General features: G+C 68.2%; 29 protein-coding genes. 17 read left to right on the forward strand and 12 right to left on the reverse strand.

Annotated features, from left to right (window positions below):
* Window positions 1–28: 28 nt before the first annotated feature.
* The 3 genes from OHB24_RS10315 (at window position 29) to OHB24_RS10325 (ending at window position 2287) form a co-directional block, all read left to right on the forward strand.
* Window positions 29–937, forward strand: a complete 909-nt coding sequence (locus OHB24_RS10315) for a UbiA prenyltransferase family protein (protein WP_327638742.1) — start codon at window positions 29–31, stop codon at window positions 935–937.
* A gap of 137 nt (window positions 938–1074) precedes the next feature.
* Window positions 1075–1884, forward strand: coding sequence for a phytanoyl-CoA dioxygenase family protein (locus OHB24_RS10320; RefSeq protein ID WP_327638743.1), 810 nt, complete (start codon window positions 1075–1077; stop codon window positions 1882–1884).
* A gap of 67 nt (window positions 1885–1951) precedes the next feature.
* Window positions 1952–2287, forward strand: coding sequence for a cupin domain-containing protein (locus tag OHB24_RS10325; protein WP_327638744.1), 336 nt, complete (start codon window positions 1952–1954; stop codon window positions 2285–2287).
* An 81-nt stretch (window positions 2288–2368) separates the two neighbouring features.
* Here the strand turns inward: OHB24_RS10325 and OHB24_RS10330 are convergent, their stop codons facing one another.
* Together OHB24_RS10330 and OHB24_RS10335 are read right to left on the reverse strand one after the other, a co-directional pair.
* Window positions 2369–2953: a YdeI/OmpD-associated family protein gene (locus OHB24_RS10330; protein ID WP_327638745.1), complete on the reverse strand. Its 585-nt coding sequence runs from the start codon at window positions 2951–2953 to the stop codon at window positions 2369–2371.
* Entirely contained in the window at window positions 2950–3915 is a 966-nt protein-coding gene (locus OHB24_RS10335; protein ID WP_327638746.1) for a helix-turn-helix transcriptional regulator, read from the reverse strand. The genes OHB24_RS10330 and OHB24_RS10335 overlap by 4 nt, the downstream gene beginning before the upstream one ends.
* Window positions 3916–4002: 87 nt before the next feature.
* Here OHB24_RS10335 and OHB24_RS10340 point away from each other — a divergent pair, with 87 nt between their 5' ends.
* From OHB24_RS10340 to OHB24_RS10350, 3 genes are all read left to right on the forward strand, one after another.
* Window positions 4003–4971 carry an ATP-binding cassette domain-containing protein gene (locus OHB24_RS10340; RefSeq protein WP_327638747.1) on the forward strand — a complete coding sequence of 323 codons (969 nt, stop codon included), beginning with the start codon at window positions 4003–4005 and terminating at the stop codon, window positions 4969–4971.
* Window positions 4971–5783, forward strand: coding sequence for an ABC transporter permease (locus tag OHB24_RS10345; RefSeq protein WP_327638748.1), 813 nt, complete (start codon window positions 4971–4973; stop codon window positions 5781–5783). The genes OHB24_RS10340 and OHB24_RS10345 overlap by 1 nt, the downstream gene beginning before the upstream one ends.
* Before the next feature lie 94 nt (window positions 5784–5877).
* On the forward strand, window positions 5878–7035 hold the full coding sequence (locus OHB24_RS10350) for a zinc-dependent metalloprotease family protein (RefSeq protein ID WP_327638749.1): 1158 nt from the start codon (window positions 5878–5880) through the stop codon (window positions 7033–7035).
* Window positions 7036–7165: 130 nt separating this feature from the next.
* On the opposite strand, the gene OHB24_RS10355 is transcribed toward OHB24_RS10350, so the two are convergent.
* Window positions 7166–7999 carry an NAD(P)H-binding protein gene (locus OHB24_RS10355; protein ID WP_327638750.1) on the reverse strand — a complete coding sequence of 278 codons (834 nt, stop codon included), beginning with the start codon at window positions 7997–7999 and terminating at the stop codon, window positions 7166–7168.
* Between the two features lie 91 nt (window positions 8000–8090).
* On the opposite strand from OHB24_RS10355, the gene OHB24_RS10360 reads away from it, so the two are divergent.
* Both OHB24_RS10360 and OHB24_RS10365 read left to right on the forward strand, forming a co-directional pair.
* Complete coding sequence (locus OHB24_RS10360) at window positions 8091–9023, forward strand: AraC family transcriptional regulator (RefSeq protein ID WP_327638751.1); 933 nt, start codon at window positions 8091–8093, stop codon at window positions 9021–9023.
* 39 nt (window positions 9024–9062) lie between these two features.
* Window positions 9063–9599: a putative immunity protein gene (locus tag OHB24_RS10365; RefSeq protein ID WP_327638752.1), complete on the forward strand. Its 537-nt coding sequence runs from the start codon at window positions 9063–9065 to the stop codon at window positions 9597–9599.
* Here OHB24_RS10365 and OHB24_RS10370 read toward each other — a convergent pair.
* Genes OHB24_RS10370 through OHB24_RS10380 form a run of 3 tightly spaced genes read right to left on the reverse strand, consistent with a single transcriptional unit; the run spans window position 9577 to window position 11262 of the window.
* Entirely contained in the window at window positions 9577–10266 is a 690-nt protein-coding gene (locus OHB24_RS10370; protein WP_327638753.1) for a dienelactone hydrolase family protein, read from the reverse strand. The two genes, OHB24_RS10365 and OHB24_RS10370, sit on opposite strands and share 23 nt — an antisense overlap.
* Window positions 10267–10275: 9 nt before the next feature.
* Window positions 10276–10659 (reverse strand): pyridoxamine 5'-phosphate oxidase family protein, encoded by a 384-nt coding sequence (locus tag OHB24_RS10375; RefSeq protein WP_327638754.1) that lies wholly within the window; start codon window positions 10657–10659, stop codon window positions 10276–10278.
* 12 nt (window positions 10660–10671) lie between these two features.
* Entirely contained in the window at window positions 10672–11262 is a 591-nt protein-coding gene (locus tag OHB24_RS10380) for a dihydrofolate reductase family protein (protein WP_327638755.1), read from the reverse strand.
* An 85-nt stretch (window positions 11263–11347) separates the two neighbouring features.
* On the opposite strand from OHB24_RS10380, the gene OHB24_RS10385 reads away from it, so the two are divergent.
* Window positions 11348–11797, forward strand: a complete 450-nt coding sequence (locus OHB24_RS10385) for a winged helix-turn-helix transcriptional regulator (RefSeq protein WP_327638756.1) — start codon at window positions 11348–11350, stop codon at window positions 11795–11797.
* Here the strand turns inward: OHB24_RS10385 and OHB24_RS10390 are convergent.
* Together OHB24_RS10390 and OHB24_RS10395 are read right to left on the reverse strand one after the other, a co-directional pair.
* A complete protein-coding gene (locus tag OHB24_RS10390; protein WP_327638757.1) occupies window positions 11794–12606 on the reverse strand; it encodes a phosphotransferase enzyme family protein in 813 nt (270 codons plus the stop codon). The two genes, OHB24_RS10385 and OHB24_RS10390, sit on opposite strands and share 4 nt — an antisense overlap.
* 12 nt (window positions 12607–12618) lie before the next feature.
* The gene (locus tag OHB24_RS10395; RefSeq protein ID WP_327638758.1) at window positions 12619–13833 is read right to left on the reverse strand and encodes an MFS transporter; all 1215 of its coding nucleotides are present in this window, start codon (window positions 13831–13833) and stop codon (window positions 12619–12621) included.
* A 91-nt stretch (window positions 13834–13924) separates the two neighbouring features.
* Here OHB24_RS10395 and OHB24_RS10400 point away from each other — a divergent pair, with 91 nt between their 5' ends.
* From OHB24_RS10400 to OHB24_RS10425, 6 genes are all read left to right on the forward strand, one after another.
* Window positions 13925–14827 (forward strand): LysR family transcriptional regulator, encoded by a 903-nt coding sequence (locus OHB24_RS10400; RefSeq protein ID WP_327638759.1) that lies wholly within the window; start codon window positions 13925–13927, stop codon window positions 14825–14827.
* 69 nt (window positions 14828–14896) lie between these two features.
* Entirely contained in the window at window positions 14897–15436 is a 540-nt protein-coding gene (locus OHB24_RS10405; RefSeq protein WP_327638760.1) for a DinB family protein, read from the forward strand.
* A gap of 480 nt (window positions 15437–15916) precedes the next feature.
* Window positions 15917–16987 carry an ABC transporter ATP-binding protein gene (locus tag OHB24_RS10410; RefSeq protein WP_327638761.1) on the forward strand — a complete coding sequence of 357 codons (1071 nt, stop codon included), beginning with the start codon at window positions 15917–15919 and terminating at the stop codon, window positions 16985–16987.
* Window positions 16988–16996: 9 nt separating this feature from the next.
* Window positions 16997–17431 carry a protein-tyrosine phosphatase family protein gene (locus OHB24_RS10415; protein ID WP_327638762.1) on the forward strand — a complete coding sequence of 145 codons (435 nt, stop codon included), beginning with the start codon at window positions 16997–16999 and terminating at the stop codon, window positions 17429–17431.
* Between the two features lie 21 nt (window positions 17432–17452).
* Window positions 17453–17848: a RidA family protein gene (locus tag OHB24_RS10420; RefSeq protein WP_327638763.1), complete on the forward strand. Its 396-nt coding sequence runs from the start codon at window positions 17453–17455 to the stop codon at window positions 17846–17848.
* Window positions 17845–18387 carry a GrpB family protein gene (locus OHB24_RS10425; protein ID WP_327638764.1) on the forward strand — a complete coding sequence of 181 codons (543 nt, stop codon included), beginning with the start codon at window positions 17845–17847 and terminating at the stop codon, window positions 18385–18387. Before OHB24_RS10420 ends, OHB24_RS10425 begins: the two co-directional genes overlap by 4 nt.
* Here OHB24_RS10425 and OHB24_RS10430 read toward each other — a convergent pair.
* The gene (locus OHB24_RS10430; protein WP_327638765.1) at window positions 18335–19600 is read right to left on the reverse strand and encodes an FAD-binding oxidoreductase; all 1266 of its coding nucleotides are present in this window, start codon (window positions 19598–19600) and stop codon (window positions 18335–18337) included. The genes OHB24_RS10425 and OHB24_RS10430 overlap by 53 nt on opposite strands.
* A 57-nt stretch (window positions 19601–19657) precedes the next feature.
* Here OHB24_RS10430 and OHB24_RS10435 point away from each other — a divergent pair, with 57 nt between their 5' ends.
* Complete coding sequence (locus OHB24_RS10435; RefSeq protein ID WP_327638766.1) at window positions 19658–20635, forward strand: helix-turn-helix transcriptional regulator; 978 nt, start codon at window positions 19658–19660, stop codon at window positions 20633–20635.
* On the opposite strand, the gene OHB24_RS10440 is transcribed toward OHB24_RS10435, so the two are convergent.
* Window positions 20632–21033 carry a hypothetical protein gene (locus OHB24_RS10440; protein WP_327638767.1) on the reverse strand — a complete coding sequence of 134 codons (402 nt, stop codon included), beginning with the start codon at window positions 21031–21033 and terminating at the stop codon, window positions 20632–20634. The genes OHB24_RS10435 and OHB24_RS10440 overlap by 4 nt on opposite strands.
* Window positions 21030–21527, reverse strand: a complete 498-nt coding sequence (locus OHB24_RS10445) for a DoxX family protein (RefSeq protein ID WP_327638768.1) — start codon at window positions 21525–21527, stop codon at window positions 21030–21032. The genes OHB24_RS10440 and OHB24_RS10445 overlap by 4 nt, the downstream gene beginning before the upstream one ends.
* 82 nt (window positions 21528–21609) lie before the next feature.
* On the opposite strand from OHB24_RS10445, the gene OHB24_RS10450 reads away from it, so the two are divergent.
* Window positions 21610–22275 (forward strand): MerR family transcriptional regulator, encoded by a 666-nt coding sequence (locus OHB24_RS10450; protein WP_327638769.1) that lies wholly within the window; start codon window positions 21610–21612, stop codon window positions 22273–22275.
* Here OHB24_RS10450 and dnaB read toward each other — a convergent pair.
* On the reverse strand, window positions 22239–24092 hold the full coding sequence (dnaB, locus tag OHB24_RS10455) for a replicative DNA helicase (RefSeq protein WP_442913960.1): 1854 nt from the start codon (window positions 24090–24092) through the stop codon (window positions 22239–22241). The genes OHB24_RS10450 and dnaB overlap by 37 nt on opposite strands.
* Window positions 24093–24424 lie beyond the last annotated feature (332 nt).

The raw sequence follows: 24424 nt of genomic DNA on the forward strand, positions 1-24424 counted from the left end.
GTGCACCGCGGAGGTGGACAGTGGTGATGTGAGCACGGTGGTGCAGGTTCGAGGGTCGGCGGCCCGGGTACGGGACGTTGTCGCGGTCGGTCGCCCGGCGTTCTGGGTCGTGTCGATCGTGCCTTACTACACGGGGATTCTGCTCGCTACGCATCAGCTGATCCCGCCCGTCGAGGAATGGCCGCGGCTGATCGTCGGGGCGGTCGTGATGGGCCCGCTGGTTTGGCTGGCAGTGCTGGCGGTCAACGACGCGTACGACCTGCCGAGCGATCGGCTCAACCCGCGGAAGGCCAAGTCGCCACTGCTCGACGGGCGAATCACGCTGCGAGCGGCGAAGCGGCTGGCGTTCGCGGCGGCCGTGGCAGCGGTCGGACTGAGCCTGCATGTCGGGATCGTGTTCGCGCTGGGCGTCCTGCTCGCCGTACTCCTCGGGTACGCGTACTCCGTCCCACCGGTGCGGTTGAAGACCCGCGCCGGCTTCGACGTCGCGGTCAACGCACTGGCCCTGGGCGCCTTCGGCCCGCTGGCCGGCTGGGCCGCGATCAACCCGGACCTGAGCGACTTCCCCTGGCTGATGGGCCTCCAAGGAACGCTCGCCGCGATCGGCCTCTACCTCCCCACCACCCTCGCCGACCTCGATGCAGACCGCGCCGCCGGCTACCAAACCGTCGCAGTCCGCTTCGGCCCCCGCACGACGTACCGGATCGGGTACGCCGCCTGGATCGCAGCAGCCACCCTGTCGGTAATCCTCGCCGCCACCAACACCATCATTCCCCGCACCATGCTGCCCCTGGAGCTGGTGATGGTCCCCGTCCTCATCGCGGCCTACCGCAAACTGATCGGCCCCCACCAATCCTTCAAAGGCATCATCGCCCTCGCCACCCTCTTCCTCCTCCCCTGCACCACCTTCGCCCTCACCTACACCGGAGTCCTGTAGCTGCACCCGGAGGCGCTGGAGCGTTTTGGTTTACGGGCCTGACCGGTATGTGGGGCGTGCACGTGCACGTGCACGGTGGGCAAAGATTTGATCACTGATCTTTACAGCGATGAAACGTTCATGAACTCTTGGGTCCCATGACTCTGACCCGCCCGGAGCTCGAGACCGACTACGCCCTCAGCCGGTCCGCTATCGCGCACTTCAAGCAGCACGGATTCGTGAAGCTGAAGAACGTGCTGAGTGCGGAGACGATCGCGGAGTTCGAGCCGGAGATCACCGACAAGGTGATCGAGTTGAACACCCAGGAACAGCCGCTGGACGAGCGCGATACGTACGGCAAGGCGTTCCTGCAGGTCACGAACCTCTGGCAGGACAGCGAGCGGGTACTGGAGTTCGTGTCCTCACCGCGGCTCGCGCGGATCGCGGCACAGCTGCTCGGTGTGCAGTCGGTGCGGCTGTACCACGACCAGGCGCTCTACAAGGAGTCCGGCGGCGGCGTCACCCCGTGGCACGCGGACCAGTACTACTGGCCGTTCGCGACCGATCGGTGCGTGACGATCTGGGTCCCGCTGCAGGAGACCCCGATGGAGATGGGGCCGTTGTCGTTCGCGGCCGGCAGTCACACGTTCGAGCACGGGCGGGACCTGCCGATCAGTGACGAGTCGGAGCGGGTGCTGCAGGACACGCTGGCCGAGCAGAACTTCCAGGAGATCTCCGAGCCGTACGAGCTCGGTGAGGTCAGCTACCACCTCGGCTGGACGTTCCATCACGCGCCGCCGAACACGACGGACATCCCGCGTCGGGTGATGACGGTGATCTACGTCGACGCCTCGATGGAGATCTCGCAGCCGGCGAACGCGAACCAGGTGCTCGACCTGGCCAGCTGGATGCCCGGCAACCAGCCCGGCGAAACCGTCTCCTCCCCGCTCAACCCGGTCCTCTACTGACCCGCCCGGCACCGTCGCCGTCGACACTCGTGCGCATTCTGTACCTATTGGTATGTACGATACGACCATGAACGAATCGATCAGCCGCGTAGTCGTCCTGGATCAGCACCTGCCGGAGGCGCTCCCGGTGCAGCGCGTCGAGGTCCGCCGGATCACTATCGACCCGCACACCGCGCTCGGCGCCCACGTCCACAACGGCCCCGTGTTCGGCAACATCGTGTCGGGGTCGGCCGTCTACCAGCAGGCCGAGGACTCCGAGCCGCAGGTCCTGCACCCCGGCGACGTGTTCTACGAGCCCGCCGTCGAACGCATCGCCCGCTTCGACACCGAGGACGAAGGCGTCACCTTCCTCGCCTACTTCCCCCTGACCGCCGACCAGGACGCAACCCTCGACCTGGTGTAGGCGGACCGCCACGCACGCAGAACCCCGCAAACGGGGGCGAAAGCACCGCGAAACGGGACTTCTGCCTGCGCGGCCGTCCCCCTACAGCGTCCGCTTCTGCGGGTAGATCGTTTCGCCGCGGGACAGTTGCTCGACGTACAGAGCGACGCGCTTGGCTCGGGTTTCGGCGCGTTTCGCGTTGGTGACTCGGTAGACGACGGCGAAGCGGTTGGCGCTGGTCAGGATCTCGAACATCGCCTGCGCCTTCGGTTCAGCGGCCAGCGCTGCCGCGAGATCGTCCGGGATCTCGAGCGCGCCCGCCCCGCCGTACGCGTTGTCCCAGCGGCCGTCGGCCTTCGCGCGCTCGACCTCGGCACGTCCGGCCGGGCGCATCCGCCCTTCCTGTTCGAGGCGCGCGATCAGGCCGACGTTCCGCTTCGACCACATGCTCCGCGCGCGCCGCGGCGTGTACCGCTGCACGAACGTCTGCTCGTCGCGGCCCCGCCGTTGCCCGTCGATCCACCCGTGACACAGGGCTTCCTCGAGCGCTTCGTCGTACGTCAGGCTCGTCGGCGTCGTCACGTTCTTCTTCGCGAGCACGAGCCAGACGCCGTCCGGTTCCTCGTGATGCTCGTGCAGCCACCTCAGCCAGGCGGCGGCATCCACGACGATCAGTTCTGCGGTCACGAGGCAGCCTCCCGGTAGCGCGCGGCCAACTGCGTCGCCGCGTCCTTCAACTCTTGCGGTCCGACGAACTCCAGGTCGCACTCGAACATCCCGAACGTCGCGGCCAACCCGGTCCACGACCACCCGCTGAGGGCGAGCCGGCAACTCGTCGGCGTCAGCTCCTCGACCACAGCCCCATGGCCGGCCCACTGCGCGATGTCCGACGCCTTCGCCTGCAGGATCGCCTCGCCACGGCAGGGATTGCGGTCCTGTCCGCGGAACTTGCTGGAGATGTACGTCGCCACGTCGGGCGCCGGCAGTTCGCGCGGTGTGAACCGCGGCCCGGTCGGCGTCTTCGGCGTCATCCGATCCACCCGGAACGTCCGCCAGTCGTTGCGGTCCAGATCCCATCCGACCAGGTACCACCGCCCGCCCCACGTCACCAGGTGATGCGGCTCCACCTTCCGCGGCGGCACCCATTCCTCTTCCGCTGCACGAGGCGCGGCGTAGTCGAACCGCAGTACCTCGTTCGCGCGAACCGCGGAACCGACAGCGATCAACTGCTCCGAGTCGACCGTCGTACGGCGATTGGCGTAGCGGTCGACCGTGGTCACCTGCAGGGCGTCGACCCGTTGCCGCAAGCGCGCCGGCATCACCTGACGAACCGTGGCCAGCGCCCGCAACGCGCCCTCCTCGATCCCGGTCACCGTGGTCGTCGCGGTCTGCAGGGCGACCGCGACCGCGATGGCCTGATCGTCGTCGAACAGCAGCGGCGGCAGATCCGCCCCCGCGTCCAGGCGGTAGCCGCCGTCGGGTCCCTTGGTCGCGCGCACGGGGTACCCGAGGTCGCGCAACCGGTCCACGTCCCGGCGAACGGTCCGCGGACTGACTTCCAGGCGGTCGGCCAGCAGCTGGCCGGGCCAGTCGCGACGGGCCTGGAGCAAGGAGAGCAGCGCGAGCAGTCGGGCTGAGGTCTCGGACATGACTTCAGATTGCCACGAGTAGCGGCCAGAACCTGTCCTCTTTCCCTGGAAATGTCTGGTGCAGAGACCCTGACCGAAGGAGAGATCGTGATCAGCACCCGAGCGCTCACCCGGGACTTCGTGGTGAGCCGTACCGAGACCGTGCACGCGGTCCGCGGCATCAGCCTGGACGTCGAACCCGGTGAACTGGTCGCCGTCCTCGGCCCGAACGGCGCCGGCAAGACGACCACGTTGCGCATGCTCACCACCTTGATCACGCCGACCTCAGGCACCGCGACGGTCGCCGGGTACGACGTGACCACGCAACCGAGCCAGGTCCGGCGACGGATCGGGTACGTCGGACAGGGCAACGGCGCCGGCCACTCGCAACGGGTCGGCGACGAGCTCGTCGGGCAGGGCGTGATCTACGGCCACGACCGCCGTACCGCCAAGCTGCGGGCCGGCGAATTGCTCGAGGCCCTGGAGCTGAAGGACCTGGCACAGCGCAAGGTGTCGGACCTGTCGGGCGGGCAGCGCCGACGGCTCGACGTCGCGATGGGACTGGTGCACGCGCCGCCGCTGCTGTTCCTGGACGAGCCGTCGACCGGCCTCGACCCGCAGAACCGGGCGAACCTGTGGGACCACATCCTGCGGATGCGCGAGCAGTACGCGATGACGATCGTGCTGACCACGCACTACCTGGACGAGGCCGACTCGATGGCCGAGCGGGTGGTCGTCGTGGATCACGGCGAGGTGATCGCCGACGACACGGCCGACGGACTGAAGGCCACGCTGGCCGGCGACCGCCTTGCCGTGACCGTTGCTCCTAGCAACATTGCGCGGCTGAGCGAGCTGGCCGGGAAGTTGCCTGGGGCCCGCGACGTGGTCGCCGTCGGCGACGAGGTGAGCGTCCGGGTCGCGGACGGGCCGGCGGCGCTTCCTGAACTGGTCGCGGCCGCCCAGCGCAGCGGCGTACCGATCGCGGCGGCGCAGGTGCACCGCCCGACCCTCGACGACGTGTTCCTCAACCTCACCGGCCGCAGCCTGCGTGAAGACTCGAACGGAAAGGCAGCCTGATGACCACCCTGACGCTCTCGGCAACCTCCACCGCGACCTCGACCCAGCCCTCCCGGAACCTGCTCCGCGACATCCGGATCGTGATGGCGCGGGAGCTCAAACCGGTACTCCGGGACCCGTTCAGCTTGCTGTTCGGGATGATCCAGCCGCTGGTGTTCCTCGCCCTGTTCGGCCCGCTGCTGTCGGGGTCGATGGGCGGCGCGTTCGGCGACGGTGTGTGGCAGTGGTTCGTCCCGTCGATCCTGGTGATGACCACGCTGTTCGGTACGTCGACCACCGGGGCGAACCTGCTGTTCGAGTTCCAGACCGGTGCGCACGAGCGGATGCTGGTCACGCCGTTGTCCCGCTCCTCGTTGCTGATCGGCCGCGCGCTGAAGGAGATGGTGCCGCTGTTCGGGCAGGCGGTGATCGTGATCGCGGTGATGACGCCGTTCGCGTTCGACCTGCACCTCGGCGGCGCGCTGATCGGGCTGGCACTGCTGGCGGTCTTCGGTGTCGGGCTCGGTTCGTTCAGCTACGCGCTGGCGATCGCCGTACGCAAGCAGGACTGGATGTTCTGGGTGGTGCAGCAGACGTTCCTGTTCCCGTTGATGATCCTGTCCGGGATGCTGCTGCCGCTCGAAACAGGTCCCGGCTGGATGCGGGTCGCCGCGAAGTTCAACCCGTTGTCGTACGTCGTCGACGCGGAGCGGACCCTGTTCTCGGGCGACGTACTGTCCAGCGCGGTGCTGTGGGGCTGGGTCGCGGCGATCGTGACCGCGGCGCTCGGGCTGACCGTCGGCATCCGCGCGATGCTCCGCTCGGCCGGCTGACCCAATTGCGTCACTGTCCCCGCTGGGCCGTTCTCAACGATGGAATTCACCTACGGTAGCGCTCAGATCACCCACCGCCCCCGAAGGAGATCTGATGAGGCCCCGCCCCGCCTTGTTCGCCGTACTGACTTCTCTGGCCGCCGCCGCGCTCGCCGCCTCGAGCGCGGTGGCGGCGCCTTTCCCGCAAGCCGACACCGAGAAGCGTGTGGTGGCTGCGACCGATACCGACGGCGACTCGTTGCCGGACACCTGGGAGACCAACGGGTACGACGCGAACGGTGACGGCGTCGTCGACGTGGACCTGCCCGGGATGGGCGCGAACCCGAAGAAGAAGGACCTGTTCGTCGAGATGGACTACATGGCCGGCCGGCTCACCACCACGGCCGGCCTCGACCGGATCGTCCAGGTGTTCGCGTCCGCCCCGGTCAGCAACCCGGACGGCAGCACGGGGATCAAGATCCACCTCGACGCCGGCGCCGCCCGCGGTACGACGTACAACCTCGGCGGTGGCAACGAGGTCACGTACGACGCCGACCTAAACCCGTCGGCGACCCAGACGAACGCGATCAAGGCGGCCAACTTCGCGTCGGCGCGCAAGGCCGTCTTCCACTACATGCTCTGGGGCGACAGCTACGACGGCGGGTGCAGCAGCGGCCAGGCCTTCAACATCCCGAACGACACGTTCATCGTCACGGTCGGCCCGAAGTGCAACTGGAACTCGACCGACGACGTCAACGTGGGCACGTTCATCCACGAACTCGGGCACAACATCGGCCTGAAGCACGGCGGCACCGACAACCTGAACTACAAGCCGAACTACCTGAGCGTGATGAACTACTCGTTCCAGCTCGGCGGTGTACTCAAGGCCGACGGCACCAAGTACTGGGGCTACTCGAGCGTCCAGCCGACCTCGATCAACGAGGCCCGACCGGACGAGAGGGTCGGCCTCGGCAGCCTGGGCGCCGCGTACAAGACGAGCTGGAAGTGCCCGAACGGCTCGACCAAGACGACGGCCGGCGCCGCGAACCAGCCGATCGACTGGAACTGCGACGGCGACACCACCGACACCACGACGGCCGCCGACATCAACGGCGACAAGTCCACGTCGATCCTGATCGCCCAGAACAACTGGGCCAACATCGTCTTCGGCGGCGGCGCCGTCGGCGGAGGCAGCGCCCTCCAGTCCAAGACCCCCGCCGCGGAACTCCAGGAACTCACCCACGACGAGTGGACCGAGATGCAACACCGCTGACGGATCCGCCTCCCCGCTCTCAGGTGGGCGGGGAGGCGGACCGCCAGCCCATCACAATTGCCCTCCGACCAGGCGGCTGAGCGTGCGCCTGCCCGCGATGCCGCAATTGTGGAGCGCTGGGCGTCCGCAATCACCCAGCCCAAACCCCGCTCGCCGCGGTCGCGCGGGCCCAGTCGGTGAAGTCGCGGGGTGCACGACCGAGTACGCGCTCGACGCCGTCGGAGACGTACTCGGAGCGGTGGTTGCGGATGACGGCGAACAGGTCTCGGACGGCGGTGGCGTCTTCCGGTGTGAGGCCTTGCTCGGTCAGTTCGGCGACGTGGGCCTCGGGGTCGAGGTCGACGTACTTGATCGGGCGGCCGGTTGCTGTGGTCAGTTCTTCGGCGATCTCGGTCATCGTGAGGGTGCGTGGGCCGGAGATCGCGAGGGTCTGGCCGACGTACGACTCGTCGAGCAGGGCGGTGGTCATCACGTCGCCGACGTCGTCGGTGTCGATCCACGCCTCGCCGCCGGTGCCGGTGGACACGCGGATCTCGCCGGCCAGCACGTGGTAGCGCAGGAAGTCTTCGCTGAAGCCCTGCGCGAACCAGGCCGGCTGCACGATCGTCCAGTCCCGGCCGCTCGCCTTCACCACGTTCTCCAGGTCGAGCTGCCCCTCGTACACGGCGAAGTCGCGGCCCGGGCTGCCGACGCCGCGGCCCGACAGCAGGACCACACGCCGCAGCCCGTCGGCCTGCTCGACGAACTTGCCGGCCTGCGCGAGTCCGGTCGGCCCGACCGGCGGCGCGAGGTACGCCGTGTCGGTGCCGCGGATCGCGTCCGCCCAGGTGCTCTCGTCGTACCAGTCGAACCGCCGCTCGCTGGAGCGGGACGCGAGCCGGTGCGGGACGCCCCGCGCCTCGAGCTGCGCCGCGACGCGACGGCCGGTCTTGCCTTTGCCACTGAGGATCAGAATCGGGTTCATGGCTCTAGTTCACCGGAGCTGGGTGAGACAAACCATGGCCGTACGCCGCAATTCGATGTTCGGAACGCTCAGCGTGACGTAGGCTCGTCGCATGGACGTGCTCGACGAACTGCTGGCCGGGACCCGCGCGCAGGACGGGGTGTTCAACCTGACGATCCTGGATCTGCCCTGGGCGCTGGAGATCCGGGACGAGGCGCCGCTGGCGCTGGCGACCCTGATCCGCGGTTCCGGCTGGGTGACCCGCGACGGTCTCGAGCCGCAGCGGATGGAGCAGGGTGACGTCGCGATCGTCACCGGCCCGGAGCCGTACGTCGTCAGCGACAGCCTGACCACCGCGCCACAGTTGCGGATCCACCCCGGCGGAATCTGCGAACCGTTGCCCGGGGCACCGATCGACTACTCGGCCCGGCTCGGCGTGCGGACGTACGGCGCCCGCAAGTCCGGTGAGGTGATGGTTGCCAGCGGCACCTACCAGGTGGCCGGCGACGTCAACCGGAGACTCGTCACCGCACTTCCGCCGGTGCTCGTCGTACCGGCGGCCGAGGTGGCGGGGTCGGTGATGGACATGATCACCAGCGAGATCCAGCGGGACGCGCCCGGTCAACAGAGCGTGCTGGACCGGTGGCTCGACCTCGCGCTGATCACTACGCTGCGCGCGTGGTTCGCGCGGCCGGATTCGCACGCGCCGGGGTGGTACCAGGCGCAGACCGATCCGGTCGCGGGTACGGCGTTGCGCTTGCTGCACGAGGATCCGGCGTACCCGTGGAACGTCACCGAGCTCGCGGATCGGGTCGGGATCTCGCGCGCTTCGCTGGCCCGGCGATTCTCCGCGATCGTCGGTGAGGCGCCGATGAGCTACCTGACCGGCTGGCGCATCGCGCTGGCCGCGGATCAGCTGCGTTCGACCCGGGACACCGTCGAGACGATCGCCCGGAGGGTCGGGTACGCGAATGCCTTCGCGTTGAGTGTTGCGTTCAAGCGGGTCCGGGGAGTTACGCCTACCGCGCATCGCCGGGCGGCGTGAAAGCTTCAAGCGACGAGTTCAACGATACGATTGAGGCTCATGGGTCATGAAGAAATCCCCCTGAGCCTTGACGAGCTGCGACAGCTGAGCCTGTGGACAGCCGACTGCGCTGAGCAGGCGCTGCCGCTGTTCGAGGCGGCGGCGCCCGGCGATCCGCGAGCGCGGGACGCGATCGAGGTGACCCGCGAGTTCGGCGCCGGAGGCAAACGAACGAAGGCCATCCGAACCGCCGCATGGGCGGCCCTCAAGGCGGCCGGCGAGTTGGAAGATCCGGCCGCCGAGGCGGCTGCGCGGGCAGCAGTAGGTGCCGCTGGTTCGGCGTACCTGCATCCGTTCGCGGCGGCCACTCAGGTCAAGCACATCGTCGGGGCGGCGCAGTACGCGGCGTACGCGCAAGAGCTCGCGACCGGCGATCCGTCAGCAGCCGATGCGGTTGTTCGGTGGGCGGCCGAACGCGTGCCGTCCACGGTCCGCGAGGTTCTCGCGCGCTACCCCGACGGCACGCCCGGCCGCAGCCGGCTCGGCGAACTGCACCGCCGACTGGAGGCTGAACTCAGGCGACCGTCGACTTCATGAACGCGAGCGCCTGCGGCCAAGCCAGCCGGAACGCGACCGCGTTGACGTCCTTGTCGTGCCGCGACTTGTCCGAGAACCCGTGGTCCGCACCAGGGAAGTACTGCGCGAACGTCGCGCCAACGGTCCGCGCCTGCAACACGGTCTGCAACGTCTCGAAGTCCGCATTGGGTACGGCGGTGTCCGCACTCGGGTAGCTCACCAGCACCGGTGCCGTAACCCCAGCCGCCTCGGCAATCGCGTCGTACGTGTGATGCGGCGGCCGGTTCGACGGCACGGTCGGGTGGAAGGCGACCACGTTCGCCACCCGCTGGTCACGCGCCCCGAGCAGGAAGGCGAACCGTCCCCCGAGGCACCAGCCGATGACGCCGACCTTGCTGCACCCGAGGTCGTCGAACAGGTAGTCCAGCAACGCGCCCTGTTCGGCGAGAGCGGCGTCGTCGTCCATCTCCCGCAGCATCCCGCTGAGCTCTTCCCGGGTGGCGTTGTCGGTACTGCGACCCTTGAACGGATCCCACGCCAGCGCGGTGATCCCTTCCCCGGCCAGCTCGTCGGCCCACTCCCGGATCTGCTCACCGATCCCGGTGATCATCGGCAGCAGCAACATCCCGGCCCGGCCGACCCGCGCGAGATACGCGTCCTGCTCCCCAACCTGCACAGTCACACCCATGCGGGAATCTTATGAGACGCCGACCGTCTGGTGGTCCACCTCGATCACGCCGATGACGCGTTCCACGTCGCGACCGTAGGGCTGGCCGATGTACTTCTGGGCGATCTGGTCGACGAGCTCCCAGCCGGCGTCGCCGTCGATCCACTCGACGACGCGACCGCGGACGATCACCGGCTCGTACGGGTTGTCGACCGGCGCGAGCGACAGCGCGACCCGGGGATCGTGGCGGAGGTTGCGGGCCTTCTGGGAGTTCGGGCCGGTCAGGAAGATGATCTTGTCGTCGAGCGAGCTCACCCAGAGTGGGATGGAGTGCGGCGACCCGTCCGGCAGGACGGTGGCCAGGTGGGCGATGGAGGTGCTCTCGACGGCGCTACGTACGGCGGGCTTCAACATGGCGGTGCTCCTTCAGCGGATGATCTCGTAGTGGAGGTGGGTGACGCCGGGCGCGGGCACGGCCTCGATCAGGTTCAGGCGAACGTGCTCCGGAAGCTCCTGGAAGAACGGTCGTCCGCCGCCGAGCAGGATCGGCACCTGGTGCAGCACGAGCTCGTCGACGAGGCCCGCCTGGAGCGCCGCGGTCGCGACACCGCCACCCATCAGACCGACGTCCTTCCCGCCGGCGAGGTCACGCGCCGCGGCGATCGCGTCCTCGATGGTGTGGGCGAGCGTCTGCCGTTCGCTGATCTCCGTCACCGGACCGTGGCTCACCACGACAAGGGAAGCCTTCGGGTGCGGGCTGCCGCCGCCGAAGTGGCCCGAGTCGTCGTACGTCTTGTGCCCGGCGGCCATCGCGCCGACCCGGCCGGCGAGCGCGTCGAAGATCCGTGCGCTCGGTGCGCTCAGCTTGAAGCCGTCGAACACCTGACTCGGGGTGTCACCGTCGAAGTACCAGTCGAACAGCATCGGCGCGTCGCCGAGCCCGTGATCCGGACCGGAGCCGCGTCCGGTGATGTACCCGTCGACCGAGACGGAGAGGGCGCAGACCACCTTGCTCATCGTGTTCACCTTCCCTTGGGGTTCCTTGAAGGAACGCTAACACGTTGGAGTTCCTTGAGGGAACCCCAAACGCTAGACTGGTGTCATGCAGCGAACGAACTTCAGTGAGATGGCGTGCTCGATCGCGCGCACGCTGGACGTGATCGGCGAGCCGTGGTCACCGTTGATCCTGCGTGACGTCTGGGTCGGTATCTCCCGGTTCGAGCAGCTCCAGGCCGATCTCGGGATCTCCCGCAAGGTGCTCACCGAGCGGCTGAACCACCTGGTCGACCGGGACGTGCTGGAGCGCCGGCCGTACGACAATCGGCCGCGGTACGAGTACGTGCTGACGGACCGGGGCCGCGAACTGCTCGACGTCCTGATGGTGATGGTTGCCTGGGGCGACAAATGGCTGGCCGGCCAGGCCGGGCCGCCGGTCCTCTACCGGCACCACGCCTGCGGGGAGATCAGCCACGTGGACCTCGCCTGCGCCCACTGCGGCAAGCCGATGCACGCCGACGACATCGACATCCTCCCCGGCCCAGGCGCTGCCTAGCTGCAGTACGGGCGGAACACCTCGAGATCACTGTCTACACGCGCGATCCGGTCGAAGCCCCAGGTGTCGACGCCCGGTCGATCGACCTCGAACATCACCCGGGCGGACATGTCCCGCAGGCCGCGGGCGAGGAGCGCGAACTCGAGGTGGTCGACGTCCAGGTCGTCGGCGCCGTACTCGTCGAGGAACTCCGCCAGCCGCTGACCGTCGGCCGCGACCCATACGTCGTACTCACGGGGCCCGATCACGGCGTTCTCCCAGTCGAGGAGCGCCGCAACCTCACCGTGGTCGTCGATCAAGACGTTCAACCCGTGGAGGTCCGTGTGACACAGGACGTCGCGCACCGGCTTGAGCCGCGTTCGTACGTCGTCCAACCGCGCGATTGCCGCAGCCACCACGTCCGCCCGGTCCGCGATCCACGGATGCTGCAGGTGCCGCCCAAGGGTAGAGATATGCGGCTCGCTGACATCCGCGCGCGGCAGCGTCACCTCCAGCGGCGCGTCATGCACCTGCCGCAGGGCTCGGGCCACCACACGCCAGTCGCTCCAGGCCGCCGTACGCCCTTCGATATAAGGGAAAACAGCGACGTTCTTCGCGGACAGCTCACCCTGCAGCGTCCGCAACGGCTCCACCACCGGCAGCCCGAGAGCGTGCAACTCCGCCAACTGCGACAGCCCCGACGGCTGCTCGCCTTCCTTCCACACCTTCACGAACCATCGGCCGTCCGCCACCCAGCCGTCGGTGGCGAAGCCGCCGGGGTGCGGCTCCAGCGAGGAGACAGTCAGTCCGTAGTCACGTTCCAGGTCCACACGCGCATCACATCATCTGTGCTGGGCGGCCAGCATCCGGATTACGGCGGTGTTCACCAGGATCAGGATCAGCGCCGAGAAGAGCAGCAGCGCGACCTCGGCCGGGAGGAGCGCGATACCCAGGCCGATCGCGAGGACCGGGATCGCGAGTCCGGCGTACGCGATCAGGAAGAGCGCGGCCAGGACCTCGCCGCGGGACGACGGGTCCGCGAGTGACGCGGCGGTCGCGACTGCGCCGCGGAACACGAGGCCCACGCCGGCACCGGCGACGATGCCGCCGATGACGAAGAGGTACAGGCTCGGGATGAGACCACCGACCGCGACGCCCACCAGACCGACGGACATCGCGACCAGCCCGAGGCGGAGCTGCGCGGGGCGGCTGAGGCGGACGAAGACGGCCTGGCTGGATGCGCCGGCGATGAAGACGGCGAAGGTGACGACCCCGGCGAGCAGGCGAGACGTGTGGTGCAGGACGCCGGCCAGGAACGTCGGCGCCAGCGAGGTGAAGAGACCGAAGATCGCGAACGCCGCAAAGGCACCGATCGCGGACGCGAAGAACAGTGGACGCGCCGACGAGGGAAGCGCGACCCGCTGCGGCCGGTACGCCGGACGTTCCTCCAGCCGCTCAACGGTCTCCGGCACGAGCGCGATCCCCACCGCGCTGATCAGCAGGAGCACCAGGAAGATCTCGTACGGACGCTCCAGCGGCGACGACACGTACTGCGCCAGCAGTCCGCCCACGAGCGGGCCGAACGCGAGCCCGCCGAGGTTCACCATGCTCGAGATCAGCGCGGACCGGCTCGGGTCCTCGCCCGGACGCGCGACCTGCCGCAGCTCGGACAAGTGCGCAGTCGCGGTCGCCGTCAGTACGCCGACACCGACACCGCAGATGAACCGGGCCAGCAGCAGCCCGGGGACGGCCGGCCAGATCAGGAAGATCACCGCCGACAACGCCTCGGCCAGTACGGCGAGCAACGCGACCCGCCGCCGCCCGAGCCAGTCGCTGACATGCCCCGCCAGGTACAGCGACGCCATCACCCCGACCGCGTAGCTGGCGAAGATCACCGTGATCACGTACGTCGGGAAACCGTCGCGCTGCTGGTAGATCGCATAGAGCGGCGTCGGGATCGTCGAGAAGGCCATCGTGGTGAGGAAGGCCGCCGCGATCACCCAGAACCCCGGAGCATGAGCGAACCGGATCCGTGCGCCGGCTCGCGAAGACGTCATGGTGGACATGCTTCCAGCGTGCCGTCCGCCATCTATCGAGTCCAACGAAAGTTCTTGCACGCTCTTATCGACAGATCCGATAATTGAACCTGTGGACAGTCGCCAGCTGGAGTACTTCGTCGCCGTCGCCGAGGAACTGAGCTTCACCCGCGCGGCGCACCGGCTGTTCACGGTGCAGTCCACGGTTTCGGCCGCCGTACGCGCTCTGGAGACCGACCTGAAGACGACCCTCTTCGATCGCTCGACCCGGCGCGTTGTGTTGTCGGCTGCCGGTCAGGCGTTGCTGCCCGAGGCGAAGGCCGCGCTGGAGGCGTTGGACCGGGCGCGGGCCGCGGTCGAGGAAGCCTCGTCTGGGTTGCGCGGCAGTATCCGGATCGGGACGCTGGCCCGGCTCAGCTTGGTGAACATGGCGGAGCTGCTCGGAGCGTTCCATCGCAAGTACCCGCTGGTCGAGGTGCAGGTCGCGACCTCGCCCACCGGGTCGACCGGCCTCGCGGACGACGTACGGCACGGTCGTCTGGACATCGCGTTGCTCGGGCTGCCGCGTCCGGAGTTGTCCGGCCTCGAGGTCCGCGACATCGCCACGGTTCCGTTCGTGGCGCTGGTTCCGTCGTCGCATCCGCTCGCCGAGCGCGCCGGGATCGGACTCGACGAGCTCGCCGGCGAGCGGTTCGTGGACATGCCAGCGGGTTTCGGGAACCGGAAGATGGTCGACCGGGCCTTCGACACGATCGGGACGCCCCGGCGGATCCAGGTCGAGGTGCCGGAACTGACCACGATCCCGGACTATGTGCGGGCCGGTCTCGGCGTCGGCGTCGTACCGGATCTCGAACTGGCCGCGGAGCCGGGCGTCGCCAAGCTGTCGATCACCGGCTCGGAGCTCACCTGGACGTTGTCCGTGGTGACGATCGCCGGACGGCGACCGAGCAGAGCGGTGACCGCCCTGCTCGATCTGATCGGCGACTCGACCCGGCCGGAAGGTCCCTATTTCTAGGGGTGTCCGATGGTTCCACATCGTAGCGACGAGGTGCTCGAGCCCGCTCAAGTTCGTAATGATGGTGGGATGTCGACTACACCGATCGTCGAGAGCGACGGCACCTCCCGCACCAAGCGGCCAACGCACGCGGATGAGCGCACTACGATGCTGGCATTCCTGCGCTGGCATCGGGAAACCTTGGAATTCAAGTGCGCCGGCCTGAAGCCTTCGCAGCTCGCGGAGCAGGCCGTTGATCGATCGGCGTTATCGCTGCTGGGGCTTGTGAGGCACGCGGCCGAGACCGAGCGCTTCTGGTTCCGTCAGGTGATGGCGGCCGAGGAGGCGCAGCCTCTTTTCGTGTCGCAGGCCTCCCCCGACGCTGCCTTCGAGGTCGCGAACGCAGACGCCCAGCTGGTTGCCCAGGCGTGGGAGGCGTGGCGGGCGGAGATCGCGTTCGCAGACCGTTTCGTCGCCGCAGCACGGAGTCTCGACATCAGCGGAGATGAACCCGGCGAAGGACCCGTCTCGCTGCGATGGGTTCTGATGCACCTTGTGGAGGAGTACGCGCGACACAATGGTCATGCGGACTTGCTTCGTGAGCAGATCGATGGCGCGGCAGGCCTCTAGCACTACAGCCGGACTTCGTGATGTCGGTTCGTGCCCCGGAAGTGGGCCACTCACCAACCGATCGCAGCCGTCCGGGATCAGGCGTGAGGCGCCGTCGCTCGGCGGCGGGTTGGGGAGGATTTTGTGCCCGATTCGGCACAAAATCCTCCCCAGGTCAGGTTGTGCACCCGGGCTGAGGCATTGGTCGAGATCAGGCAATGACACGAGGAAATGTCTGATGGGTGACACATCGCGGTGGTGGTCTGCCTGCCGCCGAGCGTCCATGCCAGCGTCAGCCTGCTTCCGTCGTACCCGAGGACTCGCTGGTGCGGCGCGTCGCCCTCGGCGAGTCACCCTTTCGTGACGCGGGAATGTAAATCGGCCGGAGGCGGTTGTTGATGTTGCTTCGGTGATGCGTCACCAAGCAGACACCCAAGACCTGGGGGCCTTTGCTACGGATCGTCCGGCACGTTCCTGCCGGCGAAGGAAAGGAAGCGCGACATGGCAACTGTCTCGTTCAAGGGAGCTACCCGGGTCTACCCGGGCACCGACCTCGCGGCGGTGGACAAGCTCGACCTGGATATCTCCGACGGCGAGTTCATGGTGCTCGTCGGGCCGTCCGGGTCCGGGAAGTCGACGGCGCTGCGCATGCTCGCCGGGCTCGAAGAGGTGAACGAGGGCGCGATCTTCATCGGCGACCGGGACGTCACCAACGCCCCGCCGAAGGAACGCGACATCGCGATGGTGTTCCAGAACTATGCGCTGTACCCGCACATGTCGGTGGCCGACAACATGGGCTTCGCCCTGAAGATGCAGGGCATCCACAAGGACGACCGCGCCAAGCGAGTGCTGGAAGCCGCCAAGCTGCTCGGTCTGGAGGAGTACCTCGACCGGAAGCCGAAGGCACTGTCCGGTGGTCAGCGCCAGCGCGTCGCGATGGGCCGCGCGATCGTTCGCAACCCGCAGGTCTTCTTGATGGACGAGCCGTTGTCGAACCTCGACGCCAAGCTCCGCGTCCAGACCCGCACGCAGATCGCTGAGCTGCAGCACCGGCTCGGCGTCACCACCGTCTACGTCACCCACGACCAGGTCGAGGCCATGACGATGGGCGACCGGGTCGCGGTGCTGAAGGATGGCGTGTTGCAGCAGGTCGACACGCCGCTGAACCTGTACGACAGGCCGCGGAACAAGTTCGTGGCCGGCTTCATCGGGTCGCCCGCGATGAACCTGATCGAGGCCGAGATCGTCGAGGGCGGCGCGAAGGTCGGCGACTACGTGGTCCCGATCGCGCGCGACGTACTCGCCAAGGCCGGTGACGACAAGACCCTGACCCTCGGCGTCCGCCCGGAGGCGCTGCACCTCGCCGACGACGGTCTGCCGGTGAAGGTGTCGGTGATCGAGGAGCTGGGATCGGACGCGTTCCTGTACGGGACCGCCGAGCACACCAGTGACCAGATCATCGCCCGGATCGGCACCCGGCTGCACAACGACAAGGGCACCGTCGTCCACCTCGCGCCGGACCCCGAGAAGCTGCACCTCTTCTCCGCCTCCACCGAGGAGCGGCTTGTGTAGTTTGGCCCTGTGGGCCTGTGGACAAAGGACGCATCAGGAGTGATGGAGCTGCCGTCGGGTCGGCTCGTGCGCGGACGCGGTCTGCGCCACGGCCCGGCGACTGAGCCGTTTCCGACGTACGGCGTGTACCTGCTCGGCAAGGAACCGCCGGACGTGCCGTGGGAGACGCACTGGATCAAGTGGCCGGACTTCCGGCTGCCTGTTGATCGCGCGCAGGCGTTGACGACCTTTCGCGAGGCGTTGGAGCAGACCGGGGCCGGGCGGGTCGAGTTCGCGTGCGGCGGCGGTCGAGGACGGACGGGGACCGCGCTCGCGTGTCTCGCCGTACTGGACGGGCTGCCCGCGGATCAGGCGGTCGACTACGTACGACGGCATTACGACAAGCACGCGGTGGAGACGCCGTGGCAGAAGCGGTATGTGCTAAATCTGTTGACCCGGAGTTGAGGGATCGCGTTGGGTCGAGGCGTGACGATCGAGCGGAGCAATCCCGACGGACTGCATGCGACGCCTGGGTATCACCACGTGACGCGAGTGCAGGCGGACACCCTGATCTACCTGGCCGGGCAGTGCCCGTTGCAGGCGTCCGGTGAGTTGGCGGCGGGCGGCCTCCAAGGGCAGACCGCGCAGGTGATCTCGAACATCCTCACCGCGCTGAAGTCGGCGGGCGCCACGCCGGAAAACGTCGTACGCACGGTGATCTACGTGGCCAGCTCGGACCGGGACGACCTGGGCGCGGTGTGGACACAACTCAACGAGTCGCCGCTCGCACCGGCCTTCACAACCGCAAGCACCCTGCTCGGCGTCGCCCAGCTCGGTTTCACCGGCCAACTCGTCGAGATCGATGTGACAGCAGCCCTGTGATTGTTCCCGCCGAGGTTGTGGACTACGACCCGCGGTGGCCGCTCTGGTTCGCGGAGATCCGCGCGGGCCTGACGCCGTACCTCGCCGAGGTCCCGCACGTGTGCGAGCACGTCGGCAGCACCGCCGTACCCGGTCTGGCGGCGAAGCCGATCATCGACGTCGACATCGTCGTCCCGTCTGCCGAGCTGGTCCCGCTGGTCATCGGCCGGCTGGCGGAGGCTGGTTATCTTCACGAGGGTGACCAAGGAATCGACGGCCGGGAGGCGTTCGCGCTGCCGCCGGACGCGGTGCACTACCACCATCTGTACGTCGTTGTTGACGGCAACAAAGCGCATCGGGACCATGTGGTGCTGCGCGATCACCTGCGCGCGGATGCGGCCGATCGCGAGCGGTACGCGGCTCGCAAACGCGAGCTGGCGCACCTGCTCACCACCGACCGCACCGCTTACGTCGACGGCAAGGGCGCGTTGGTCGAGGAGCTGATCGCTAAAGCTGGTGGTTCGCGTGCAGCCGACGGGTCGGGTCGTAGCGGCGCCTGAGCGTTACGAGCCGCTCGTGGTCGTCGTACGCCTCGGCCACCTGGTCGTCGGTGAGCTTCGCGAAGCTGAAGTTGAGGGCGCGGCCAACGGTCGACGGAGCCCACGGTTCGAGCACGTCAGACCCAGCGTCACCCTTGCCCGGCGTGAGGACGGTCAGCGAGTACGCCGCATCGCGGTGACCGATCGCGTTCCTGATCTCCGGCTGCCGGGCGAGCGCGCCGCCGAGGTGCCGGATGCCGATCACGTGCATCCTCGACGCACCCGGACCGGCGAGCTCGGGCAGCGTCTCGAGCGCGTCGAGGTCCTTCAGCAGCACGTTGCGTGAGCTGTAGCTGTCAGGGTTCTCGGGCTCCGCGAAGATCTGCCCCGAGTCGACGTACGGCAGCTCCCCCACCGTGTCGAGCACCGGCTTGCCGATCGCTCGGAGCGGTTCGATCAGCTCTTCGCCACGATCGCCGAGGATCGCGAGCTGTACCTGCCCGATGTACTTGCCGCGCAGCGGCGCCGGCACCTGCGGGATGTTCGGGATCGGCAGGATCGCGATCGCCGACGTCACCTCCTCCGGCACGGACCTGGTCCACTCCCGCCAGACCTCGGGCACCGTCGGGTGCTCGGCGAGATCGAAGTACAAACTGCCGCCGTACAGCGTCGGTACGTCGAAGAGGTCGACCTCGAGGCGCGTCACGACACCGAAGTTCCCGCCACCGCCGCGCAGCGCCCAGAACAGATCAGGGTCCTCCTCGGCGTTGCGCCGTACGCCGTCCGCGGTCACCACCTCGATCCGGCGGACGTGATCCGCGGCGTACCCGAACCGCCGGGCCATCAGGCCGAGCCCACCGCCGAGCGTGTACGAGACCGCGCCGACGCCAGGCGCGCTGCCGGAGAGCGGAGCGAGACCGTACGGCGCGGTCGCGTCGAGCACGTCCCGCCAGGTCGCGCCCGCCTCGATCCACGCCGTCTTGCGCTCCACGTCGACCGTCACGCCGTTGAACTCACCGGTCGCGATCAGCACGCCACCGTCGATCCCCCGCGTCAGACCGTGCCCGGACGCCTGGACGGCGATCCGCAGATCGTGGTCGATCGCGTACCGCACCGCCTCCTCGACCTCGGCGGTGCTCGTCACCGGAAAGATCACCGCCGGCCGATGCGGATCCCGCCGCTGGAACCCGAGCCGCGCCTCGTCGTACCCCGTACTGCTCGTCGTCAACATCATGCAGATCACGCTAGACACCCTTGCGGACACATCTTGTCCTCAAGGCATGATTTGTTGATGAGCGCTCGCAAAGAGATGCCCGGCCGGATGCTGCGGCTGCTGTCGCTGCTGCAGAGCCGGCGCGAGTGGTCGGGTCACGAGCTCGCCGACCGGCTCGGCGTCACCGAGCGCACGGTGCGGCGGGACGTCGAACGGCTCCGGTCCCTCGACTACCCGGTGACCGGCACGACCGGCACCGCGGGCGGGTACCGACTCGGCTCCGGGACGCATCTGCCACCGCTGCAGCTGGACGACGACGAGGCGATCGCTGTCGCGCTCGGACTGGTGGGCGCGGCCGGCGGCGGTGTCAGCGGGATGGCGGAGAGCTCGATGAGTGCGCTGGCCAAGCTGGAGCAGGTGCTGCCCGTGCGCCTCCGGCCCCAGCTCGCGGCGGTGAGCTCGGCAGCGGAGGCGATCCCCCGGCCCGGCGTACCGCAGGTCGATCCGGGAGTTCTCGCTGTACTCGCGCGCTGCTGCCGGAACCACGAGATCGTTGCCTTCGACTACCACGGCCGCCGGCGCGGTACGACGCGACGCCGGGTCGAGCCGCATCAGCTGCTGACGATGTCGGGCCGGTGGTACCTGCTCGCGTTCGACCCCGAGCGCGACGACTGGCGAATCTTCCGCGTCGACCGGATCGCTTCCGTGGCTCCCGTGTTGCACCGCTTCACGCCACGGGTGGTGGACGGGCCCTCGTACCTGCTCGAGTCGTTCGTGTCGGCGCAGTACGAACACACGATCGTTCTGACGGTGGACGCGTCGTCGGTCGACGTGACCTCGACCTTCGAAGGTGTCATCCGAGGCATCGTCGAACCGCTCGGCCCTTCGTCGTGCAAGGTCCGCTTCAGCGCGGACACCCCCGGCCTACTGCTGACGCAGGTAGCCGCGATCGCACACCTCGGTTCCTTCACCGTCGACCAGGCGACGCCGGCAACCGCCGCACTCATCACCAAGGCCGGCGAACGCCTCACGCACGCGTTCGCCGGGTTCTCCTAGGCAACAATGAGGCCGAGGCCGAGGGTCAGGACGCCGACCGCCAGGGACAGCGCGCCGAGCCAGAGGATCCAGAGGAACTGGTTCGGCGCGGTGCGGTCCTTGCCGGCGGACGAGGCGAAGAAGCCGCCGGACATCAGGATCGCGGCGACCGGGATCCCGAGCCGGCCGACCCACAACCAGAAGCCGGTCAGACCGGTCTGGTCGACGTACAACAGTCCGACCAGGCTGAAGATCACGAGTACGCCGGCGTGGGCGTGACCGGCCCGGGCGAACGACTTCTGGAACCCGGTCATCGGGACCTGGCCGCGGACGATCTTGGTCATGAAGTAGCCGCCGAACTCGATCGTCACGACGGTGAGCAGGATGACTCCGGCGATGACGCGAGACGCGTCGGTCATGCGTAGACCTCTTCTCTGACAGGCGCGGCGGCGCGGGACGTGCGCGCTACCCAGAGGGCAACGGCGAGGTACAGGATCTGTTCGGGGATGCGCTGCCAGAGCGGGGACGCCTCGCCGCCGGCGAACGGCACATCTGCGACTGCGGCGTGGATGTTGGCCGGCAGCAGTCCGACGAAGAGCGCGGCCAGCGCGTATCCGGCCGGCTTTCGGGTCCGGGTGATCACCAGGCCGGCGGCACCGAGCAGTTCGAGTACGCCGGTCAGGTAGACGAGCGCGTCGGCGTACGGCAGGAACGGCGGGACCATCCGCACCATGTCGGCGTGGTTGGGCATCACCGTCACGCTCGCCGGCACGAAGTGGGCGCTCGCGGTCAGCGCGAGCATCACCGCCATCGCGTGCGCCGCGGCGACCGGCCAGGTCGTGAACCGCCGGACGCCGAGCGCGCCCACGGCCCGGAAGCCGACGGCCCCGAGGATCAGTACGAGCGGGATCATCCGACTCGCCTCCTTATGGATAGTTAAGGTATCCGCTTATGGATACTGATACTATCCATCACAGACAACAGGAAGGCAAGCGATGCGAATCGGGGAACTCAGCAGGGCCACCGACGTCCCGGTGCCGACGATCAAGTACTACCTGCGCGAAGGCCTGCTACCCGCCGGCGAGCTCAGCAGCCCGAACCAGGCGTCGTACGGCGACACCCACGTCCGCCGGCTCCGCCTGATCCGCGCACTGATCGAACTCGCACAGGTCCCGGTCGCCACGGTGAAGGAGATCCTCGAGTCGCTCGACTCCGACACCGAGCCTCTGCACGAACAGATCGGCCGTGCCCATCGCGCACTCACGCCAACTCGCCGCCTGTCCGCCACCGACGAGGCGCGGACCGCTGCCACCGCGCAGGTCACCGGCCTGATCGCCGACCGCGGCTGGTCCGTCGACCCCGAGGCACCCGCACTCGCGACGCTCATCGACACGGTCGCCGCGCTCCGCACGCTCGGCCAGGACAACCTCGTCGCCCACCTCGACACCTACGCCGACGCGGTCGAACGCTTCACCCAACTCGAGATCGACGCCGTCACCACGAACCCCACCCGCGACCAACTCGCCGGATCGGTTGTCATCGGCACCATCCTCGGCGAAACCCTGATCGCCTCCCTACACCTCCTCGCCCAGGAGTCAATCTCCGCCGACCGCTGGAAGAACAACTACCCGTCGTGGGCCATGTCCACGAATCGTGAGTAGTGGCCCTGGAAGGCGACCACCACATCCGCCGTCGGCCCGTTGCGGTGCTTGGCGACGATGAAGTCCGCCTCGCCCGGCCGGGTCGACTCACGTTCGTAGGCGTCCTCGCGGTGCAACAGGAGGACGACGTCGGCGTCCTGCTCCAGCGAGCCCGATTCGCGGAGGTCGGAGGCCATGGGGCGTTTGTCGGAGCGTTGTTCGGAGCCTCGGTTGAGCTGACAGATGGCGACTACCGGGAGCTCCAGCTCCTTGGCGAGGAGCTTGATGGAGCGGGAGAACTCGGAGACTTCGAGCTGGCGGGACTCGACCTTCTTGCCGGACGTCATCAGCTGGAGGTAGTCGATGACGATCAGTTTGAGGTCGTGGCGCTGTTTCAGGCGGCGGGCCTTCGCGCGGATCTCCATCATCGTCAGGTTCGGCGAGTCGTCGATGAACAGCGGGGCCTCGGAGACCTCGCCCATCTTGCGGGCCAGGCGGGCCCAGTCCTCGTCGGTCATCTTGCCGTTGCGCATGTGGTGCAGCGGGACCTTCGCCTCCGCCGACAGCAGTCGCATGGTGATCTCGTTGCGGCTCATCTCCAGCGAGAAGATGCACGAGGTCAGGCCGTGCTTGATCGAGCAGGACCGGGCGAAGTCCAGGCCGAGGGTGGAGTTGTGGGTCGGGATCATCGTCTTGCCGGCCAGGTACAGATGGTCGGCGTTGTCGACCTCGACGCACCGCACCGGCACGCTGTCGACCGGGTCGACCCACTCGAGCCGCCGATCGCCCTCGCCGTGCAGCGCGGCCGGGAAGCCGTGTCCGGTGATCTGCCGCGGCGCCGACCCGGGGATCGGCGGTGTCAGCCCGGGACTCACCGACATCGCCGTGTACAGGTCGGCGGTCGTGCAGACCACCGGGCGGCCACCGTCCTCGACGCGCCACTGGTGCTCGGCGTCGGCGACGATCGTGCTGCCGTCGGAGAACGACAGCCGGAAGCACGGCCGGTCCACCATCACCTCGGTCGCCGCGACCACCGTGGTCGGCAGCCCTTCGGCGTCCAGCAACTGGTCGCCGACCGCGACCTCGGCCATCGTGGTCCAGCCGGCCGGCGTCGGCAGCGGGGTGTCGAGCGCGAGCGCCTTCCCCATCGCGGGACGGGCGGCGACGATGATCATCTGGCCGGGGTGCAGGCCGTTGGTCAGCTCGTCCAGGTCGGTGAACCCGGTCGGTACGCCGACCATCGCGTCACCGCGGGAGTCGATCGCCTCGATCTCGTCGAGGGCGCCCTCCATGATGTCCTTCAGCGGCGCGTAGTCCTCGGCGGTCCGCTTCTCGGTGACGGAGTAGATCTCCGCCTGCGCCTCGTCGACGACGTCGTCGACCTCGCCCTCACCGGCGTACCCGAGCTGGACGATCTTGGTGCCGGCCTCGACCAGGCGGCGCAGGATCGCCTTCTCCCGGACGATGTGCGCGTAGTAGCTGGCGTTGGCCGCGAGCGGGACGGACGCGACCAGGGTGTGCACATACGGCGCGCCGCCGATCCGGGTCATCTCGCCGCGCTTGTTGAGCTCGGCCGCGACCGTGATCGCGTCGGCGGGCTCGCCCCGCGCATACAGGTCGGTGATCGCGTCGAAGACGGCCTCGTGCGCCGGCCGGTAGAAGTCCGTACTGCGCAGATTCTCGATCACATCGGCGATCGCATCCTTGCTCAGCATCATCGCGCCGAGCACACACTGCTCGGCCGCGAGATCCTGGGGAGGGGTGCGGTCGAAGCCCATCTCCGGACGCCGCTCTTCGTGGCCGCCGTCCTGGCCCCCGCGGAACTCCGCCACGCTCACTTCGTCCGACCTCCTCGTCCGCCTGCTGCCCAGCCACCGCCGGCCGGTTCGAACACCTGATCGAACTCTAGCCAGGCCCACCGACAGTCTTCGGCGACAGGCCTCGCGACCGTACGCCGCTCGCGTCGTCCCTGGCCACTCGGTCGTCCACACCCCCTGTGGACGAATCGTGGATAACCCCCGGAAGGGGTGTGCACAGGTTGGGCACAACCCTGTGGATATCTGCGGACAAGAACCCACAACAGGCCCGTGACCTGCGGTTTCTCTAGTTCACAACTGTGGAGAAGAAAAAGTCTGAGATCAATTTCCGACGCGCCCGCGAGTCGTGGGTA

It is taken from the genome of Kribbella sp. NBC_00482 (assembly GCF_036013725.1).
Taxonomy (GTDB): domain Bacteria; phylum Actinomycetota; class Actinomycetes; order Propionibacteriales; family Kribbellaceae; genus Kribbella.